Below are 18,527 nucleotides of genomic sequence, written 5' to 3' on the forward strand. Positions count from 1 at the left end.
GTCTACGGCACAGGCTTGACTGGAAGGCGATGGTCCACGGCGAGTCCCGCCAGTCCGATGACCGCCAACATCACGGTCAGCGACAGGACCAGGGGATCGACCTCACCGGTCAGGGCGTCACCCAGGACCACCGTGACCACCGTCCCCGGCGCGGAGCCGAGCAGGGTGGCGACCGTGAACATCCCCACGGGCACACTCGTCAACGCCGCCGCATAGTTCATGATGGAAAACGGCACACCGGCGATCATCCGCAGGCTCATCACCGCCAGCCAGCCGCGCTGCTGCAGGCGGGTGTTGATCCCGGACACCGCCGGATGAGTCAGCCGCGGAGCCATCCACTCACCGAGCAGTCCGCGGACAACCGTAAGACTCAGCGCCGCTGCCACCGTCGTGGCGGTGAGAGCCACGGCGATGCCCACCCACGGGCCGAAGAGCACACCGCTGGAGAGCGTGAGAATCGTGCGGGGGACGGGGAACTGCGTCACCACCACGTATCCGAGCCAGAACAGCGCCACAAACCAGGCGCCGGAGGCGTCCGCCCAGGTCCGGAGGGTGGTGATGGCGGGGACGTCGATAAGCAGCGTCACGGCGAGGAAACCTGCCAGTGCCGTCGCGACGGCCAGGCGGCGGGCCCAGGACCAGGCGCCGACGGCTGCGGCGGCGTCGCGGACGAGCGCCACCACGAACTGCCGGAACCGATTCACAAGCGGCCAGTTTACGCCGCGTCGCTACACTGGGAAGCCGTACGTCTACGAACACAAGGAGTAAACATGGCAGACCTTCGTACCGACCACGGACCCAACCCCTACGTCCTGGACATCGAGGACGTGACCAAGGAGAACGAGGCCTTCCGCGACACCCTGTGGACCGGCCGCTACCTCCAGATGACCGTCATGGCCATCCCCGCCGGCGGTGAGATCGGCGCCGAGGTCCACGATGATCACGACCAGTTCCTGCGCCTTGAGGCCGGCAAGGGCCGCATCATGATCGGCGACAGCGAGGACAACCTGGACATCGACCAGGAGGTCGAGGACGACTTCGCCATCTTCGTGCCGGCGGGCAAGTGGCACAACTTCGTCAACGAGGGCTCCGAGACGGTGAAGCTCTACTCGATCTACGCTGCACCGGATCATGTTCCGGGCACCTACCACGAGACGAAGGACGACGCGGACAACGACCCAAACGAGCAGCACTAGGTTGCCGCGATAGGGTCCCTCTGAGGGGAACGCTCGATTTCCTCGAATTCTCAATTCGAGGAAATCGAGCGTTTGCAGTTTCGCACCCTACCCGCGCGGAAACCGCGGTTCCGGCTTATGCTCATCGCATGAGCGCGAAGCGCGAGAGGCTCGTCCTGCAGGGCATCAGCGGCCTCCTGGCGGCGGGACCGGTACACCTCGAGGGAGCTGGCGGGGGGCGATTAGAGCTGCCGGAGGCATTGAAAAAGGACCTGGCCTCCCTCATTCAGGCTCACCTCAACAATGAGCCGGTGGAAATCGTGCGCATGGACACGATGATCTCCACACAGGAAGCGGCGCGCATTCTCGGCGTGGACCGGACGACGGTCGTGCGGCTGATCGACAATGGCCTGCTGACGAGCGTGCGACACTCTGAGAAGGGGCATCGGCGTCTGCGGCGCGCTGACGTGCTGGAGTGGCAGAAGGACGCGACCCGCGAACGGCGAACGACCTGGTGACGAAAAATCCCGGCCCCCCTTAAGTAGGGGACCGGGATCTGAACTCTGTGCCCGGAGGGGGACTTGAACCCCCACGTCCGTTAATAGGACACTAGCACCTCAAGCTAGCGCGTCTGCCATTCCGCCACCCGGGCTGGGTGTCATTCACTTGTCTGTGTCCACCCTCTCGGCTGGGCACCTGCACTACTGTAGCCGCACATCCCGGAGAGACACAAATCCGCATGTCAACGCTAGTTACACGCGTGTAAGTGGTAGCTTTTTCACCACTATGCAACGCAACTATCAACCCCCACGTCGGATGCCCATGTGGTCGTGGTTCGTGCCCAGAGCAGTGCCCTCCCGGGACGTGGAGGTGGCGCCGGAACGGTGGCGTTCCCGCGCGTCGGGAGCCTGGCGGATGCTCGGCCTGCACGGCCGGGCGGTGACGGTGCTGATGGTCTCCATCTCGCTGGGCATGCTGGCCTCGGTGTTCATCTCGGTGGTGGTGGCCAACGGCGGTCTGCGTGCCTTCGAGGCCGGCTCGCTGCAGATCGCGGGGATCGTGATCCTGGTGTTGGCGGGGACCATGGCGGCGTCGTGGGTGGCGGAGTCGACGGCCGATGCCCTCACAGACCTGACGGCGGCCCGCACGGTGCATTCCCTGCGCCTGAGCCTGACCCGCCGCCTGCTGCAGTCGGAGCCGACGGACATGACCCCCGGCGAGGTGCTCAACACCATCGACGGGGATTCTCACCAGGTGGGCGAGCTCAAGGAGATCCTCAACTTCCCGGTGATGATGGCCGCCTACCTGCTCGGGACCGCCGTGGCGGTCGGGTTCTCCCACCCGGTGCTGGGGCTGCTGGTCCTCCTGGCGGGCATCGTGACGACGGCGACGACCTTCGCCACGGCACGGCCGCTGGCGCGGGTGGCGGCGCGGCGTCGAGAAGCGGAGGGTGCGGCGCTGTCCCTGGCCACCGACCTCGCGCAGGGCTCGCGCGTGGTCAAGGGCCTCGGGGCGGTGGAGGAGTCGACGCAGCGTTTCGACGTCGCCACCGGCCGGGCCCTGCGGCTCATGCTGGTGGAGGCGCGGATGACGGGGTGGTTGACCCTGGTGCGTCAGCTCGTGCCCACCCTGTGTGTGGTGGGCATCGTCGTCCTGGCGGCCGTGATGCTGCGGGACGGGACCGTGGCCGCGGCCGATCTGGTGACCGTCTCGCTGCTGGTCCCGCCGGCGATGATGTACCTGGGGTTCTCGTTGAGCTTCGGCGTGGACTATTTCTCCCGCGGGCTGGTGTCCACGGGACGGATCCGCGATCTGGTGGCAGGCCTTGCGCCGCGCGCCACCGCGGCCACGCCCGGTGCGCGCCCGCCCGCCGGGCTGACGGTGTGGTCGGCCACCGGCGCCGCGGGAGTGGAACGTGTCCGGGCCCGTCTGGCGCAGTGGGAGGCGTGGCAGGACCCTGACATCATCGTGGCCCCGCATGCGGCCGCGGTGTTCGAGGGAACACTGGCGGACAACATCGACCCACTCGGCACCGCGGACCCGGAGAAGGTGCAGGCGGCGTTGTCTGCGGCGGCCTGCGGGGACATCATCACCCGCCTCGGCGGGATGGACGGCGACACGTTGCCGGCCTCTCCGATCGGTGAGGCCGGGCTCAACCTCTCCGGTGGGCAGCGCCAGCGCGTCGCCCTGGCCCGGTGGCTGGTCCGGGACCCGGAGGTGCTGGTGCTGGATGAGCCCACCACCGGACTCGACGCCGTCACCCTGGACACCGTGGCACGTAACGTCGCCCGCCTCCGCCGGGGGCGCGCAACGGTGGTGGTGAGCACCTCCGCTGCCTGGCGGGCGGTCGCCGATCATGTGGAGGAGCTGTCATGAGCCGCGAAGATGCCCTGGCGCCCGCCAGTGTCAGGGAGACGGGACGGACGCTGCGGGCGCTGCCCACCAGCCCCGGACCCGCATGGTTGCTGGGGACCACCGCCGTGTTCGTGCTGGCGGTGGCGGCGATGACCGTCTCGGCGACGCTGCTGGGGCGTGCCGTCGACATCGCGGACGGGCCGTGGGAGCCTTTCGTGTGGCTGCTTTCCGGCGTGGCTGCCGCACTGCTCGTCGAGACCGCCGCCCGCTCCGTCGGCGGCTGGCTGCTCACCGCGCGCACGCGCATGATGTCGGTGGATCTGCGCCGGCAGGCTCTGGGCTCGGTGCTGCGGGCCCCGGTGCCCGATGTCCTGGAACTGGGAACGGGCAACGTCATCACCCGCCTCACCCAGGACATCGACACCGTCGTGCGGATGATGTCGGCCACCGGCATCCGCCTCGCGGTGACCATCCTCATGTTCCCGGTGACACTCGTCGCACTGGTGCTGGTCCACCCGCTTTTCGCCCTCTCCCTGGTGCTGACGCTGGCCGTGGTCTACCCGCTCCTGCGCCTTGTCCTGCCGCGGATGCCGCAGGCGGCGAACATCGTGGCCACCGCCGAGGCCCGGCGTAACGCGATTCTGCTCGACACCGTGCGCAGCCTGCCCACCCTCCGGGCCCTGCGGCTGGGCCCCTGGGCGCTGGAACGCACCCGCCGCGCCTCCTGGGACGCGGTGCAGGCCCGCGCCGACCGCGCTCCGCTGTTCGTCCATCTGCTCGGCTACGGCAACATCGCCTACGTCACGCTGCTGGCGAGCACCCTGGGGCTGGCGACGTGGCTGGTCAGCCGCGGAGACATCACGATCGGCGCCGCCACCGCGGCGATGGTGCTGGTGGTCCGCCTCGAGGGCCACGTGTTCAACCTCCTTTTCCTGGCCGGGGACATACAGGAGGCCGGCACCTCCCTCGGACGCGCCGTCGCCCTGGCCCGGCTGGCTCCCACCGACAGCCGCGACATCCCCGACGACCTGGAGGCACCGCCGGAGATCCGCATCGAGCACCTGCGGTTTTCTTATCCGGGTGGGGCGGACATCCTCCCCGACATCACCGTCACCCTGCCCGCCGGCAGCACCACCGCCCTCGTGGGGGCCTCCGGCGCCGGGAAGTCGACGCTCGCGGGGCTGCTGGCCGGGCTGCAGCGCCCGGATTCCGGCCGCATCCTCATTAACGGCGTCGACACGGCCGAGGTCGACGACGCCTGGACCACCCGCCAGGTCACCCTGCTCACCCAGGATGTGCACCTGTTTTCCGGAGCGCTGCGCGACGATCTGCTCATGGCCGCACCGCACGCCGGCGACGAGATGCTCATCGACGCCCTCGCCGCCACCGGGCTGGCTCCCGGCACCGCGACCTGGGCCCGCCACCTGCCCCGGGGCCTGGACACCCCGGTGGGGGCGGGGACGGACTCCCTGCCGCCGGAGGTCGCGCAGCAGGTGGCCCTGGCCCGGGTGATCCTGCGGGATCCGCCGGTGCTCATCATGGATGAGGCCACCTCCGAGGCCGGCAGCGACGACGCCCGCACCCTCGAGCGGGCCGCCACCGCCGCCGCACGGGGGCGCACCAGCCTCATCGTGGCCCATCGCCTCGATCAGGCCATGGTCGCCGACCGCATCCTCGTCATGGATGCCGGCCGCATCGTGGAAGAGGGCACCCACGCCGAGCTTCTCGACGCCGCGGGGCGCTACGCCGAGCTCTACTCCCGCTGGTCCTGAGGATCCCGACGTGTGAGGGACATCTCAGGTACAACGGGTATATGACTTCCTACGCCAATGATTCCCGTTTCCCCGGCCCCGACCCCTACGCCCCGCTCAAGGATCTGCCCTCCTTCCCCCTGAGCTCCAATGATCTGGAGGAAGGAGCGAAGCTCGCGGAGGAGCAGTGCGCTCCGGAGAACGTCTCCCCGCACCTGGCCTGGTCCGACCTGCCGGAAGGCACCAAGTCCCTTGCCGTGACCTGCTTTGATCCGGACGCACCGACCGCCTCCGGGTTCTGGCACTGGGCCGCCTTCAACATTCCCGTGGACACCACGGAGCTGCCGACAGGCGCAGGCAGCCAGGAGGATCTCGGCATCGACGGTGTCATCGCCTTGGCTAACGACTCCGGAGGGCGGGAGTACTACGGTGCGGCCCCGCCGGAGGGCCATGGACCTCACCGCTACCTCTACGCGGTGCACGCGGTGGACGTCGAGAAGCTCGACATCGATCCGGATTCCACGGCGACAGTGCTCGGCTTCAACCTGTATTTCCACTCTCTCGGCCGGGCCATTCTCTGGGGCTGGTACGAGAGCAAGTAGGCTCTTGAGGCTATGAGCCACAAGAACTCCCGCCCCGAGCGAACTTTCCGGGTCCCCCTGGCGCTGCGTGTGGGTGGCGCCTTCATGGCGCTCGCCCTCGCGCTGGCCATCTTCGCCGTCGTCTCCGTCTTCGCCGACGGTTGGATGGCGCCTTTCGCTGTGACTCCGCGCTTCTTGGTCATCCTTGTCGCCGCGATCATCCTGGGTGCCTTCGCGACCATTCGCACCGATCAGGCATCCAGTCGCACGCAGGTCATCGCGCTGGCGGTGGCGGTGGGAATCGTCATCTTCTCGCGCTTCATCCCCAATGATCCGCTGACGCTCATGGCCCAGTACTGGTTGGCGATGTACGCGGCCTTCGCCGCCATGTGCGCACTCATCATCCGTCGTTCGCTCATCCCGAAGGGCTAGGGCGGGCACAGCATGAGACCCTCGATCTCCGCGGAGATCGAGGGTCGTGTCGTGTCTTAGTCCCGGGCGGGATTGGCCAGCCACGGCAGTCCGGAGCCGATGGCCTCGGTGATGCTGCCCAACTCGTGGCGGTGGATCTGATCGGCGATACCCCGGTGGATGTCGCGGATCCAGTCCGGCCCGCCGTAGATGAAGCCGGTGTAGCCCTGCAGGAGGGTGGCGCCGGAGGCGATGCGCTCCCACGCCTGCTCGGGGGTGGAGATGCCACCCACGGAAATGAGCACCAGTTTCTCACCCACCTTCGCGTACAGGCGCTGAAGCACCTCGAGGGAACGCTGCGCCACGGGCGGGCCGGAGACACCGCCGGCGCCCATGGCCTCCACCTCGGCGGCCGGGGTGGACAGTCCCGCGCGGGAGATGGTGGTGTTCGTGGCCACGATGCCCGCCAGGCCCAGATCCAGGGCCAGCTCGGCGACGGCGTCGACGTCCTCGTCCGACAGGTCGGGGGCGATCTTGACCAGCACCGGCGTCTGGGTCGACTGCTGGACGGCGGCGAGGATGGGGCGCAGCGATTCGACCGCCTGCAGATCACGCAGGCCGGGGGTGTTGGGGGAGGAGACGTTGACCACCAGGTAGTCGGCCAGGTCGCCGAGGAGGGAGGCGGAGCGCCGGTAGTCATCTACCGCGTCCTCGGCGGGCACGACCTTCGTCTTGCCGATGTTGATGCCGATGACATCGCTTGACTGCCGCCGACGCAGGTTCTCCGCGGCGGCGGCGGCGCCGTCGTTGTTGAAGCCCATGCGGTTGAGGATGGCCTTGTCGTCCGGCAGCCGGAACAGGCGCGGGGTGGGGTTGCCCGGCTGCGGGGAGGCGGTGACGGTTCCCAGTTCGGAGTATCCGAAACCGAGGGCGGTCCAGGTGTCCGCGGCGGAGGCGTTCTTGTCGAAACCGGCGGCCAGGCCCAGCGGGCGCGGGAACGTCACGCCGAAGACCTCCTGCTCCAGCACCGGATCGGTGACCGGGACCACCTTGCCCAGCAGACGGTTGACGGGGCCTGCCGACTGGAGGACACCGAGGCCCCCGGCGATCAGGCCGTGAATACGCTCCGGGCGCAGGGTGAACATGCCCTTGAGGGCGAGCTGGTAGGCGGAGTGGCGCAGAGACACGGGGGTCCTTCCTGGTGGGGAATTCGGGTTAGGAAAATTCGGGGTCGGTGATGATCTGCACACCGTCGCCGGTGGCGGAGGCGATGACGAGGGTGCCGTCGGCAAGCACCACAACGTTGTGGGCGTCGGCGACGGTGTCCACGGCGCCGACCGGCTCCGGCACACCGGTCGACAGCTCGAAGGCGTGGAGCTGATTGTCGGCGGTGGTCGACACCCAGGCCAACTCCCGCTCGGAGTCCCAGGCCACGGCCCAGGGACTGCCCGCGACGGGCACGGTCTGGTGCAGACGCACGACGTTGTCGGCGGTGTAGACCGCGAGCTGGCCACCCCGGTTGTCGGAGGCCAGGACCAGACCCCTGTCGCCGGCGGCCGCCTGACCGATGCCCAGGCCCACGCGCAGTGTTCCCCCCTGGCGGCCGTCGCGCCAGTGGACGTCCTGGATGGTGGTGTTCTCGTGGTTGGTGCGCACCACGGCGTCATCGGCACCTGCGACGGGGACGGCGAGCAGCTGGGAGGTCAGGCCCGCGACGGAGATCGAGTTCTCCTCGGCACCGTCGACGAAGACGACGACGCGGTCATTCTCGCCGGAACCGACGACGAGCTCGCCGGTGGAGGTGAGCACCGCGGAGGCTGCGGGGACGGCGTCGGAGTCGGACACCGGGTGGGTGTCGATGTCCCCGGTGGTGGCGTCGATAAGCAGCACCTCATCGCCGCAGGCGAGAACGAAGGTGTCGGCGGCGGCGGTGAGATCACCGCAGTGCTCGGGGACGGTGACGTCCCGGGTGGCACCGGAACGGAACTCCTCGACCGTGCCGAGGGCGAGAGTGCCACCGGCACGCAGACCGAGGATGTCGCCGGCGGCCTCCAGGTCGCTGACGTCGAGATCCAGCGCGAGAACCTCACCGGCCGGCGAGGTGGAGGCGTCGGAGGTCTGCGGCTCCGCGTTACCGAGGTCCGGGACCTCCGGATTCGTCGGGCTCGTCCCGCAGGCCACGAGCAGCAGGGAGGTGGCGGCCACAGCCGCCAGGGCAGTCACATGTCCGGCATTCACGCTTCCTGAGCCTATCAGCGCGACACGTCGTCCAGAGCCTTGACTATCGCCCGGGGCAAGGCGGTGTCGGACACTGTGAGCAGCTCGCGCAGTTGCGCACGATGAGAGGCCCCCACCACGGTCGATGCCACCCCGGCCCGGTCGCGCGCCCACGCGAGGGCGACCACGGCGGGGGAGATGTCCAGTCCCTCGGCGGCGGTGGTCAGGGCGTCGACGACCGTGTGGGCCTTGTACCCCAGCCGGGCGTGGACCTCCGCCCGCACCCCGGAGGCCGGGCCGTCGCGGTAACGACCGGTGAGCACCCCCTGCGCCAGGGGAGCCGCCGCGATGATCCCCACGCCCAGGTGCCGCGCGGCCGGCACCAGCTCCTCCTCGATCCCACGGGCCAGCAGCGAATACTCGTGCTGGGTGGCCACCACCCGCGGCGTGGCGGTGACCGCCAGCTGCCACCCGGCGTAATCGCGGACACCGGCGTAGCGGGCCCGCCCGGTGCGCACCGCCCAGTCGAGGGTGTCGATCACCTCCGACGGGGGTGTGCGTTCATCCCAGTACCCCACCGACCACAGATCAAGGTGGTCGGTGTCCAGGACCCGGAGCGTCTCGTCGAGCTGGCGCATGAGAGCCCGCCGGGAACAGTCGACGCGCCGCCCGACAGGGGAGTCCGGGGCCACCCCGGCCGACGAGGAGAGCACGAGGTCGTGGCGCGGGACATCCGCGAGCACCTCGGCCACCACCTCCTGGGAGCGCCCCGCGCCGTAGAACGGGGAGGAGTCCAGAAGCGTTCCCCCGGCATCGATGAACATCCGCAGCATGACCTGCGCCTCTGCGGCGTCGGTCCCGACACCCCAGGTCGCGGTGCCCAGACCGAGATCCGAGACACGGAGTCCGCTTGCGCCCACCAATCGCTGTTTCACCCCGTCCACAGTAGTAGTAGCGTGGTCCGGGTGAATGACGTGACCAACCTGGCACTTGCGGCCACCGAACAGATGTCCTGGATGCAGGTCATCGTGCTCTCCATCGTGCAGGGACTGACCGAGTTCCTCCCGGTCAGCTCCTCGGGGCATCTGCGCATCGTCTCCGAGCTGTTCTTCGGCGCCGATGCCGGTGCCTCCTTCACCGCCGTCGTCCAGCTGGGTACCGAGCTGGCGGTGCTGGTCTTCTTCGCCAAGGAGATCTGGCAGATCCTCACCGGCTGGTTCCGCGGCCTGTTCAACAAGGAGGCCCGCGGTTTCGACTACCGCATGGGCTGGATGGTCATCGTGGGCACGCTGCCGGTGGCGATCATCGGCTTCTTCGGCAAGGACATCATCCGCGAGGGCGCCCGCAACCTGTGGATCACCGCCACCGTGCTCGTGCTGTTCTCCTTCGTGTTCATCTTCGCGGAGAAGTTCGGCAAGAAGCAGCGCAGTTTCGACGAGCTGACCATGAAGGACGCCGTCGTCATGGGCTTCGCCCAGTGTCTGGCGCTCATCCCCGGTGTGTCGCGTTCCGGCGGCACGGTGTCCGCGGGTCTGTTCATGAACCTCGACCGCGAGGTCGCGACCCGTTTCTCCTTCCTGCTGGCGATCCCCGCGGTGCTGGCGTCCGGGTTGTTCTCGCTTCCCGACGCCTTCGCCCCCCAGTCGGGCCAGGCCGCCACGGCCCTGCAGCTGGGTGTGGGTACGGTCATCACCTTTGTTCTGGGTTATCTCTCCATCGCCTGGCTGCTCAAGTTCGTCGCGCACCACTCCTTCGCCTGGTTCGCGGCCTACCGCATCCCGGTCGGCCTGGCGGTGATGGGTCTGCTGGCCTTCGGCGTCCTCGACCCGCTCTAGGGCTAAGGTTGTTGACATGCGTTCATGGCCCCATCCTGAGATCCCGCGTGTCGACGGCCCCGCCGTCCCCCTCTCCCTCCACGACACCGCCGACGGCGTGGTCCGTCCCGTGGAGGCCGCTGACACGGCCGGTATGTACGTCTGCGGCATCACCCCGTACGACTCGACCCACCTGGGCCACGCGGCCACCTACCTGACCTTCGACCTCATCCACCGCCTCCTGCTCGACCAGGGGGTGGATGTCCACTACGTGCAGAACATCACCGACGTCGACGATCCGCTCTTCGAGCGCGCCGAGCGTGACGGTGTCGACTGGCGTGAGCTCGGCGAGGGCCAGATCGATCTCTTCCGCTCCGACATGGAGGCGCTGCGGGTCATTCCGCCGCGCGACTACATCGGCGCCGTCGAATCGGTCGACGAGGTCGTCGAGCTGGTGGGCAGGCTTCTCGACGCCGGCGCCGCCTACATTCTCGACGACGAGTACCCCGACATCTACGCGTCCATCGACGCCACCGGGCACTTCGGATACGAGTCCAACTACGACCGCGCCACGATGGAGGAGTTCTTCGCCGAGCGCGGCGGGGATCCGGACCGGGCAGGTAAGCGGGATCCGCTCGACGCCCTGGTGTGGCGGGCCCACCGGGAGGGCGAGCCCGCCTGGGATTCCCCGTGGGGTCAGGGACGTCCCGGCTGGCACATCGAGTGCTCGGCCATCGCCACCAACCGACTGGGGGGATCGTTCGCCATCCAGGGTGGAGGCAGCGACCTCATCTTCCCGCACCACGAGTTCTCCGCCGCCCATGCCGAAGCGGGTCTGGGTGTCGAGCGCATGGCCGGCCACTACGTCCACTCCGGGATGATCGGGCTGGACGGGGTGAAGATGAGCAAGTCCCTGGGCAACCTCGTCTTCGTCCATCAGCTCACCGCCGCCGGACACGAGCCGGACGCCATCCGGCTCGGCGTGTTCGCCTCCCACTACCGCGCCAACCGGGACTGGTCGGAGCAGGTGCTCGCCGACGCCGAGGCCCGTCTGTCCACGTGGCGGGCCGCCTGCCGGCAGGCCGGTTCCCTGGCCGCCGCGCAGGCCCTCATCCAGGAGGTCCGGATGCATCTGGCCGCCGACCTGGACACGCCGGGGGCACTGGCGGTCGTCGACGCCTGGGCCGCCTCGACGCGCGGGGAGACCGAGGACGGGGCCTGCGAACTGATCCGTGACGGACTCGAGGCCCTGTTGGGCGTGCGGGTCTGAGGTTTTTCAGGGAGAATGGCCGCCATGAGCATCCGCAGGGATTTCCAGCCCACCGTCGACGAGTTCATCGCTGATCTGACCGAGTTCGCCACCGGCAGCTACCTCAAGGAAGAGGAGAAGGAGTTCTGGGATCAGCCCTTCGACCCGGCCGTGTTGCCGGACCTGAAGAAGATCCTGGAGAATCTCCTCGACACCCTCGACCTGCTCAGTGATCCGCCGGCGGAGGAGCTGGTCAAGGTGGTCCAGGCCGCCGTCGACGAGCTCGAGGCGTTCAACGCCCGCCACAACGGCGCGGTTCTGGAACCGGAGGAGACCGCGGTCCTCAACGAGCTGATCCATGACGCCTCCGCCGCCACCGGTGCCGATGACGAGGCACTCAACGAGCTTCCGGAGATCGATTAAACCCTTGCGTACCACTCCGGCCGCCATCTTCTGGGACATGGACGGCACCCTCGTTGACACCGAACCCCTGTGGGAGCAGTTCACCTACGAACTCTCCGAACTCATGGGCCGCCGCCTCACCCCGCAGCTGCGGGAGACGACGATCGGGGGGAGTTTCCGCCACACGATCGAAGTCTGCGCCACCCATGCCGGGATCACCGTCACCGACGACGATCATCCGCGCTACCGCGAGTTCATGAATGACCGGATGGGGGAGCTCATGCGGGCGTCGCTGGCCCCCAACCCCGGCATCACCGAGCTTCTCGACGATCTGGCGACACGCGACCTGCCCATGCTGGTGACCACCAACACCGAGCGCAGCCTGGCGGACATCTCGATCGGGGCCGTCGGCAGGCAGTACTTCGTCGATTCGGTGACCGGCGACGAGGTCCCCAGCCCGAAACCGGCCCCCGACATGTACCTGCGCGCCGCCGAGATCGTCGGCGCTGATCCCGCGGACTGCCTGGTGTTCGAGGATTCTGTCACCGGTATGACGGCGGCCGTGACCGCCGGGTGCCGGGTCATCGGCCTGCCCTGGTACCCCGACACCCGCGTACCGGAAGGTGTGGTCACCCTGGAATCCCTGCACGGGCGCAATGATTTCCGTGGGGCGGACGCCGACACAGTGATGGAGTGGTTCCACCAACTGCAGCGGTGAGGCAGGGGGCATGGAATAATGCTTGCTCGTGAAGAACTTTGACTCCCTGTTTGCCGAACTCACCGATCGTGCCGCATCCCGCCCCGAGGGCTCGGGAACGGTGGAGGCCCTGGACAAGGGTGTGCACCACATCGGCAAGAAGATCATCGAGGAGGCCGGGGAGGTCTGGATCGCCGCCGAATACCAGTCCGACGAGGAGCTGGCCGAGGAGATGAGCCAGCTCCTCTACTGGACGCAGGTCATGATGGTCGCCCGCGGGCTGACCCCCGCCGACATCTACAAGAACCTCTAGGAGACCACCATGATCAAGATCGCCGTGCCCAACAAGGGCTCGCTGTCTGAGGCCGCGGTGGAGATACTCCGCGAGGCCGGGTACAAGGGTCGCGGCGACAGCCGGGCGCTGGCTGTGTTCGACACGGCCAACGACGTCGAGTTCTACTTCCTGCGCCCCAAGGACATCGCCATCTACGTCGCCAACGGCAAGCTCGACATGGGCATCACCGGCCGCGACCTCGCGCGTGATTCCGGGGCCGACGTCAACGAACTCCTACCGCTCGGCTTTGGCTCCTCCACCTTCCGCTACGCCGCCCCGGCCGACGAGAACTGGCGCGTCGAGGATCTGGCCGGCAAACGCATCGCCTCCGCCTACCCCAACCTGGTCAAGGACGACCTGGCGGCGCGCGGCATCGAGGCCGAGGTCATCCGTCTCGACGGTGCGGTGGAAATCTCCATCAAGCTCGGCGTGGCCGACGCGATCGCCGACATCGTCTCCACCGGCAACACCCTGCGCCAGCAGGGGCTCGCACCCTTCGGTGAGCCGCTGGTGACCTCGGAGGCGGTGGTCGTCGGCCGCCGTGAGCTGGAGCTGACCTCGGAGCACAACCTGGTGCTGCGCCGCATCCAGGGCGTGCTCACCGCCCAGAACTACCTCATGATCGACTACAACATCGCCCGCGATCACCTCGACGCTGCCTCGGCCGTCACCCCGGGACTGTCCGGTCCGACGGTCTCCCCGCTGGCGCGCGAGGACATGGTCGCGGTCCGTGCCCTCGTGCCGCGCAAGGGTGTCAACGCCGTCATGGACCAGCTCGACGAGCTCGGTGCGGAGGCCATCCTCGCCTCTGAGCTGCGTATCGCCCGTATCTGACGGACCCATTCGGAGCGCGGCGGCGTCGATAAGCAAAATCGCTACGATGGGTGTCTGAGTGTTTCACCGCTTACCCAGCTGAGAGGACCAGCCTTGACCGACACTGTTGAGCCCACCGACGCTACCGAGGCCCCGACGACCACCACCGTCGCCCGGAAGACCCGTACCGAGGAAGACCTGCTCGGGCACATGGAGATCCCGAATCACGCCTACTACGGCATCCACACCATGCGTGCCATGGAGAACTTCCAGATCTCGCGCACCACCGTCAACCATGTCCCGGAGTTCATCATCGGTATGGCGCAGGTGAAGAAGGCGGCCGCCATGTCCAACCGTCGCCTGCACACCCTGCCCGCCAAGAAGCACGAGGCGATCGTCTGGGCCTGTGACCAGATCATCGAGCACGGCCGCTGCATGGATCAGTTCCCCATCGACATCTTCCAGGGGGGCGCGGGCACGTCGGTGAACATGAACACCAACGAGGTCATCGCCAACCTGGCGCTGGAGTACCTGGGGGAGGAGAAGGGCTCCTACGACGTCATCAACCCCAACGACGACGTCAACATGTCGCAGTCCACCAACGACGCCTACCCGACCGGCTTCCGCCTCGGCCTCTACGCCTCCATGTCGCTGCTCATCCAGCAGATGGAGGAACTGCAGAAGTCCTTCCGTGAGAAGGGCCGCGAGTTCCAGGACATCCTCAAGATGGGCCGCACCCAGCTGCAGGACGCCGTCCCGATGACCCTGGGTGATGAGTTCAACGCCTTCGCCCACAACCTCGCCGAGGAGCAGGCCGTGCTGCGCAACGCCGCGGACCGCCTGCTGGAGATCAACCTGGGCGCCACCGCCATCGGCACCGGGGTCAACACCCCGGCCGGCTACCGGCACCAGGTCACCGCCACCCTCGCGGAGATCACCGGTCTGGACATCAAGTCCGCCCTCGACCTCATCGAGGCCACCTCGGACACCGGCGCCTACGTGCACGCCCATTCCGCCGTCAAGCGTGCGGCGATGAAGCTGTCCAAGATCTGCAACGACCTGCGCCTGCTGTCCTCCGGCCCGCGCGCCGGCCTCAACGAGATCAACCTGCCGCCGCGCCAGGCCGGGTCGTCGATCATGCCGGGCAAGGTCAACCCGGTCATCCCTGAGGTGGTCAACCAGGTCTGTTTCAAGGTCTTCGGCAACGACCTCACCGTCACCATGGCCGCCGAGGCCGGCCAGCTCCAGCTCAACGTCATGGAGCCGGTGATGGCGGAGGCGATGTTCCAGTCGATCCGCATCCTCGGCAACGCGGCGGTCACGCTGCGCGAGAAGTGCGTCGAGGGCATCACGGCCAACCCCGAGGTCTGCCGTGCCTTCGTGGAGAACTCCATCGGCATCGTCACCTACCTCAACCCCTTCATCGGCCACCACAACGGCGACCTCGTCGCCCGGGAGGCCGCCACGACGGGCCGTTCCGTCAAGGACATCGTCTTGGAGCGCGAGCTCATGGACGCCGAGACCCTCGAGCGTGTGCTGAGCAAGGAGAATCTCATGCACCCGGAGTTCCGCGGACGTCTGTACCTGGATTCCTGACGGGGGAGTGAGCGGCGCCCGTTCGTGTGCGTTTCCACACAAACGGGCGTTTTCGCGTGTCCGTATCTTGGATCATCTGGTGGTCGGACCATAGGCTGGTAGATAACATCTACCTCCAAGGAAGGCCCCCATGATCCTTGCCCTCCAGATCCTCATCGTGCTCGGCGCCATCGTGCTGGGTGCGCGCCTGGGATCCGTCGCCATCGGTTTCGCCGGCGGCCTCGGCGTCCTCCTGCTCAGCCTCACCGGCGTCGCCGTCACCGCCGATGACATCCCCTTCGGTGTCATCGGCATCATCATGTGCGTCATCGCCGCCATCTCCGCGATGCAGCGCGCCGGCGGCATGGACTACCTCGTCCACCTCGCGGAACGCTTCCTGCGCCGCAATCCCCGCCAGATCACCCTGTGGGCGCCCGTGGTCACCTGGCTGATGACCGTGTTCGCCGGCACCGGACACACCGCCTTCTCCACGCTGCCCGTCATCGTCGAGGTGGCCAAGGAAGGCAAGGTCCGCCCCTCCCGCCCGCTGTCGGTGGCCGTCGTCGCCTCCCAGATGGCGATCGTCGCCTCCCCGATCTCCGCGGCGGTCGTCTTCATGGCCTCCATCCTCGAGCCCCTCGGCGCGAGCTACCTCACCCTGCTGGGCATCATGATCCCCGCGACTTTCCTGGCGATCTTCCCCACGGCACTGCTCACCAACCGCATGGGCAAAGAGCTTCTCGACGACCCCGTCTACCAGGAACGCCTGGCCAAGGGCCTCGTCCGCCCGCCGCAGGGGCAGGGGAACTGGCAGCCGCAGCCGGGTGCGAAGGCCTCGGTGTGGATCTTCCTCGCCGCCATCGTCGGAGTGATGCTCTACGCCACCGCCATCTCCGACCAGGTCGGCCTCATCGCTGATCCGACCCTTCCGCGCAACGAGGCCATCATGGCGATCATGCTCGGCGCCGCCACCGTCATCGTGCTGCTCACCCGCATTCCGGCCGACGAGATCATCAAGACCCAGGTCTTCCGCTCCGGCATGTCGGCCTCCGTGTGTGTGCTCGGCGTGGCGTGGCTGGGCACCACGATCATCAACCACTACATCGAGGACATCCAGGTCCTGGCCGGTGACGTGCTCTCCGCCAGCCCCTGGCTGCTCGCCGTGGTGCTCTTCTTCGCCGCCGCCCTGCTGTACTCGCAGGCCGCCACCGCCCAGGCCCTCATGCCCGCAGCCCTGGCCATCGGCGTCTCCCCGTTGACCGCCATCGCCGCCTTCCCGGCCGTGTCCGCCCTGTTCGTCCTGCCGACCTACCCGACCCTGCTCGCCGCCGTGGAGATGGACGACACCGGATCCACCCGCATCGGTCGCTTCGTCTTCGACCACCCCTTCATGATCCCGGGTGTGGTCAACATCGCCCTGTCCGTGCTCATCGGCTACGGACTCGGCGCCGTGCTGCTCTGAGGTTTAGCCTGGTGACATGACCTCCCTGACCGACGTCGCCATCGCCCAGGCCCACGCACTCGAACCCATCACGGAGATCGCCCTGCGGGCCGGGATCCCTCCCGAAGCACTCATCACCTTCGGGCCCCACAAGGCGAAGGTCGACATCACCCGCCTGGGGGACCGCCGCCCGCAGGGCCGACTGGTGCTGGTCACGGGCATGTCACCGACGCCGGCCGGGGAGGGCAAGTCGACCGTGCTCATCGGGCTGGCCGATGCCATGACCCGGCGCGGCCTGGTGGCAGCCGCCGCGCTGCGCGAGCCCTCCCAGGGGCCGGTCATGGGCATCAAGGGCGGCGCCGCCGGTGGCGGATACTCGCAGATTGTGCCCATGGAGGACATCAACCTGCACTTCACGGGTGATTTCCACGCCATCGCGGCCGCCACCAACACCCTGGCGGCCCTGGTGGACAATCACGTCCAGCAGGGCAATGCGCTGGGTATCGACGTCCGCCGTATCACCTGGCAGCGCTGCCTCGATGTCAACGACCGTTCCCTGCGCTCGGTCATCACCGGCCTCGGCGGTACCGCCCACGGCACGCCGCGGGAGACCGGTTTCACCATCACCGCCGCCTCCGAGATCATGGCCGTGCTGTGCCTGGCGCGTGACCTGGCGGACCTGCGGGAACGCCTGTCCCGCCTCACTGTCGCCTTCACCTTCGACGGTCAGCCCGTGACCGCCGCGGATCTGGGTGCCACCGGGGCACTCGCCGCGCTGATGAAGGAGGCGATCAACCCCAACCTGGTACAGACCCTCGGGGGTACTCCGGCGTATGTCCACGGCGGTCCCTTCGCCAACATCGCGCACGGCTGCAACTCGCTCATAGCCACCCGGGTGGCCCTGCAGCATTCGGACATCGTCCTCACCGAGGCCGGTTTCGGCTCCGACCTCGGCGCGGAGAAGTTCTTCGACATCAAGGCCCGTCACGGCGACCTGGATGTGGCCGGCGTGGTCATCGTGGCCACCATCCGTTCGCTGAAGTACAACGGCGGCATGGCGCGGGAGAATCTGGGCACCGAGAGCCTGGAGCACCTGCGGGAGGGCGTGCGCAATCTGGCCCGCCACGTGGCCAACATCCAGCAGTTCGGTGCGACCCCCATCGTGGCCCTCAACCTGTTCACCACCGACACTGTGGCCGAGCGCGACTTCCTGCGGGCATGGGCGAAGGACTACCACGTGGCACTCGAGGAGTGCGAGGTGTGGGCCCGCGGCGGTGAGGGCGCCGATGCCTTGGCGGGTGTCGTCCTCGACAACCTGGGGTCGGGCTCCCGCCCGCTCTACGATCCCCGTCACGGGGTCGAGGCCTCTATCGCCACCATCGCCCGGCAGATCTACCGGGCGGAGAAGGTCGAGTACTCGCCGCAGGCTGTCCGGGACCTGGCGGTGCTGCGCGACAACGGGTGGGATCAGCTGCCGGTGTGCATCTCGAAGACGCAGTACTCCTTCAGCGATGAACCCACCGCTCTGGGTGCCCCCACCGGCCATACGCTGCACGTACGGGAGCTCATTCCGCGCACGGGCGCCGGGTTCGTCGTGGTCCTCACCGGTGCGGTGATGACGATGCCGGGACTGCCCGCCCGCCCGGCCGCCGAGGGCATCGACCTCGGCGCGGACGGCAAGATCAGCGGCCTGTTCTGATGATCTTGTCCGT

General features: G+C 68.0%; 19 protein-coding genes and 1 tRNA gene. 15 read left to right on the forward strand and 5 right to left on the reverse strand.

Translation table 11 applies throughout. From position 1 onward, the window contains the following. Positions 1–2: 2 nt before the first annotated feature. A complete protein-coding gene (locus tag Q4F73_RS00130; RefSeq protein ID WP_303357313.1) occupies positions 3–704 on the reverse strand; it encodes a TVP38/TMEM64 family protein in 702 nt (233 codons plus the stop codon). Positions 705–770: 66 nt separating this feature from the next. Between Q4F73_RS00130 and Q4F73_RS00135 the strand changes: the two genes are divergently transcribed. Together Q4F73_RS00135 and Q4F73_RS00140 are read left to right on the forward strand one after the other, a co-directional pair. Continuing rightward, positions 771–1,196 carry a cupin domain-containing protein gene (locus Q4F73_RS00135; RefSeq protein WP_303357314.1) on the forward strand — a complete coding sequence of 142 codons (426 nt, stop codon included), beginning with the start codon at positions 771–773 and terminating at the stop codon, positions 1,194–1,196. A gap of 128 nt (positions 1,197–1,324) precedes the next feature. Continuing rightward, a complete protein-coding gene (locus Q4F73_RS00140) occupies positions 1,325–1,693 on the forward strand; it encodes a helix-turn-helix domain-containing protein (protein ID WP_303357315.1) in 369 nt (122 codons plus the stop codon). A 48-nt stretch (positions 1,694–1,741) separates the two neighbouring features. Here Q4F73_RS00140 and Q4F73_RS00145 read toward each other — a convergent pair. Then, a tRNA-Leu gene (locus Q4F73_RS00145) sits at positions 1,742–1,827 on the reverse strand. 185 nt (positions 1,828–2,012) lie between these two features. Between Q4F73_RS00145 and Q4F73_RS00150 the strand changes: the two genes are divergently transcribed. Genes Q4F73_RS00150 through Q4F73_RS00165 form a run of 4 tightly spaced genes read left to right on the forward strand, consistent with a single transcriptional unit; the run spans position 2,013 to position 6,294 of the window. Then, positions 2,013–3,551, forward strand: coding sequence for an ABC transporter ATP-binding protein (locus tag Q4F73_RS00150; protein WP_303357316.1), 1,539 nt, complete (start codon positions 2,013–2,015; stop codon positions 3,549–3,551). Then, positions 3,548–5,302 carry an ABC transporter ATP-binding protein gene (locus Q4F73_RS00155; RefSeq protein ID WP_303357317.1) on the forward strand — a complete coding sequence of 585 codons (1,755 nt, stop codon included), beginning with the start codon at positions 3,548–3,550 and terminating at the stop codon, positions 5,300–5,302. Before Q4F73_RS00150 ends, Q4F73_RS00155 begins: the two co-directional genes overlap by 4 nt. Before the next feature lie 41 nt (positions 5,303–5,343). Further along, positions 5,344–5,883, forward strand: a complete 540-nt coding sequence (locus tag Q4F73_RS00160; RefSeq protein ID WP_303357318.1) for a YbhB/YbcL family Raf kinase inhibitor-like protein — start codon at positions 5,344–5,346, stop codon at positions 5,881–5,883. Between the two features lie 12 nt (positions 5,884–5,895). Continuing rightward, positions 5,896–6,294, forward strand: coding sequence for a hypothetical protein (locus Q4F73_RS00165; protein WP_303357319.1), 399 nt, complete (start codon positions 5,896–5,898; stop codon positions 6,292–6,294). Between the two features lie 56 nt (positions 6,295–6,350). Here Q4F73_RS00165 and Q4F73_RS00170 read toward each other — a convergent pair whose 3' ends face one another. Genes Q4F73_RS00170 through Q4F73_RS00180 form a run of 3 tightly spaced genes read right to left on the reverse strand, consistent with a single transcriptional unit; the run spans position 6,351 to position 9,425 of the window. Next, entirely contained in the window at positions 6,351–7,460 is a 1,110-nt protein-coding gene (locus Q4F73_RS00170; RefSeq protein ID WP_303357320.1) for a quinone-dependent dihydroorotate dehydrogenase, read from the reverse strand. 28 nt (positions 7,461–7,488) lie between these two features. Continuing rightward, complete coding sequence (locus Q4F73_RS00175; protein WP_303357321.1) at positions 7,489–8,511, reverse strand: YncE family protein; 1,023 nt, start codon at positions 8,509–8,511, stop codon at positions 7,489–7,491. A 14-nt stretch (positions 8,512–8,525) separates the two neighbouring features. Beyond that, the gene (locus tag Q4F73_RS00180; RefSeq protein WP_303357322.1) at positions 8,526–9,425 is read right to left on the reverse strand and encodes an aldo/keto reductase; all 900 of its coding nucleotides are present in this window, start codon (positions 9,423–9,425) and stop codon (positions 8,526–8,528) included. A gap of 72 nt (positions 9,426–9,497) precedes the next feature. Between Q4F73_RS00180 and Q4F73_RS00185 the strand changes: the two genes are divergently transcribed. From Q4F73_RS00185 to Q4F73_RS00225, 9 genes are all read left to right on the forward strand, one after another. Continuing rightward, a complete protein-coding gene (locus Q4F73_RS00185) occupies positions 9,498–10,325 on the forward strand; it encodes an undecaprenyl-diphosphate phosphatase (protein ID WP_303357366.1) in 828 nt (275 codons plus the stop codon). Positions 10,326–10,341: 16 nt separating this feature from the next. Then, positions 10,342–11,574, forward strand: coding sequence for a cysteine--1-D-myo-inosityl 2-amino-2-deoxy-alpha-D-glucopyranoside ligase (mshC, locus tag Q4F73_RS00190; protein ID WP_303357323.1), 1,233 nt, complete (start codon positions 10,342–10,344; stop codon positions 11,572–11,574). Between the two features lie 24 nt (positions 11,575–11,598). Continuing rightward, positions 11,599–11,976, forward strand: coding sequence for a hypothetical protein (locus Q4F73_RS00195; protein ID WP_303357324.1), 378 nt, complete (start codon positions 11,599–11,601; stop codon positions 11,974–11,976). Positions 11,977–11,980: 4 nt separating this feature from the next. Continuing rightward, complete coding sequence (locus tag Q4F73_RS00200) at positions 11,981–12,673, forward strand: HAD family phosphatase (protein ID WP_303357325.1); 693 nt, start codon at positions 11,981–11,983, stop codon at positions 12,671–12,673. A 28-nt stretch (positions 12,674–12,701) separates the two neighbouring features. Continuing rightward, on the forward strand, positions 12,702–12,965 hold the full coding sequence (locus Q4F73_RS00205) for a phosphoribosyl-ATP diphosphatase (protein ID WP_303357326.1): 264 nt from the start codon (positions 12,702–12,704) through the stop codon (positions 12,963–12,965). Positions 12,966–12,974: 9 nt separating this feature from the next. Beyond that, a complete protein-coding gene (gene hisG, locus Q4F73_RS00210) occupies positions 12,975–13,820 on the forward strand; it encodes an ATP phosphoribosyltransferase (RefSeq protein ID WP_303357327.1) in 846 nt (281 codons plus the stop codon). A 93-nt stretch (positions 13,821–13,913) separates the two neighbouring features. Then, positions 13,914–15,395 carry an aspartate ammonia-lyase gene (gene aspA / locus Q4F73_RS00215; protein ID WP_303357328.1) on the forward strand — a complete coding sequence of 494 codons (1,482 nt, stop codon included), beginning with the start codon at positions 13,914–13,916 and terminating at the stop codon, positions 15,393–15,395. A gap of 130 nt (positions 15,396–15,525) precedes the next feature. Further along, positions 15,526–16,836: an anaerobic C4-dicarboxylate transporter gene (locus Q4F73_RS00220; protein WP_303357329.1), complete on the forward strand. Its 1,311-nt coding sequence runs from the start codon at positions 15,526–15,528 to the stop codon at positions 16,834–16,836. Positions 16,837–16,852: 16 nt separating this feature from the next. After that, complete coding sequence (locus Q4F73_RS00225) at positions 16,853–18,514, forward strand: formate--tetrahydrofolate ligase (RefSeq protein ID WP_303357330.1); 1,662 nt, start codon at positions 16,853–16,855, stop codon at positions 18,512–18,514. Positions 18,515–18,527 lie beyond the last annotated feature (13 nt).

Source organism: Corynebacterium sp. (assembly GCF_030535495.1).
Lineage (GTDB): Bacteria > Actinomycetota > Actinomycetes > Mycobacteriales > Mycobacteriaceae > Corynebacterium.

Excerpts from the sequence above, each read along its gene's own strand:
- Q4F73_RS00135 (WP_303357314.1), top strand. The coding sequence starts at position 771 with ATGGCAGACCTTCGTACCGACCACGGACCCAACCCCTACGTCCTGGAC.
- Q4F73_RS00140 (WP_303357315.1), top strand. The coding sequence starts at position 1,325 with ATGAGCGCGAAGCGCGAGAGGCTCGTCCTGCAGGGCATCAGCGGCCTC.
- Q4F73_RS00155 (WP_303357317.1), top strand. The coding sequence starts at position 3,548 with ATGAGCCGCGAAGATGCCCTGGCGCCCGCCAGTGTCAGGGAGACGGGA.
- Q4F73_RS00160 (WP_303357318.1), top strand. The coding sequence starts at position 5,344 with ATGACTTCCTACGCCAATGATTCCCGTTTCCCCGGCCCCGACCCCTAC.
- Q4F73_RS00165 (WP_303357319.1), top strand. The coding sequence starts at position 5,896 with ATGAGCCACAAGAACTCCCGCCCCGAGCGAACTTTCCGGGTCCCCCTG.
- Q4F73_RS00185 (WP_303357366.1), top strand. The coding sequence starts at position 9,498 with ATGTCCTGGATGCAGGTCATCGTGCTCTCCATCGTGCAGGGACTGACC.
- mshC (WP_303357323.1), top strand. The coding sequence starts at position 10,342 with ATGCGTTCATGGCCCCATCCTGAGATCCCGCGTGTCGACGGCCCCGCC.
- Q4F73_RS00195 (WP_303357324.1), top strand. The coding sequence starts at position 11,599 with ATGAGCATCCGCAGGGATTTCCAGCCCACCGTCGACGAGTTCATCGCT.
- hisG (WP_303357327.1), top strand. The coding sequence starts at position 12,975 with ATGATCAAGATCGCCGTGCCCAACAAGGGCTCGCTGTCTGAGGCCGCG.
- Q4F73_RS00220 (WP_303357329.1), top strand. The coding sequence starts at position 15,526 with ATGATCCTTGCCCTCCAGATCCTCATCGTGCTCGGCGCCATCGTGCTG.
- Q4F73_RS00225 (WP_303357330.1), top strand. The coding sequence starts at position 16,853 with ATGACCTCCCTGACCGACGTCGCCATCGCCCAGGCCCACGCACTCGAA.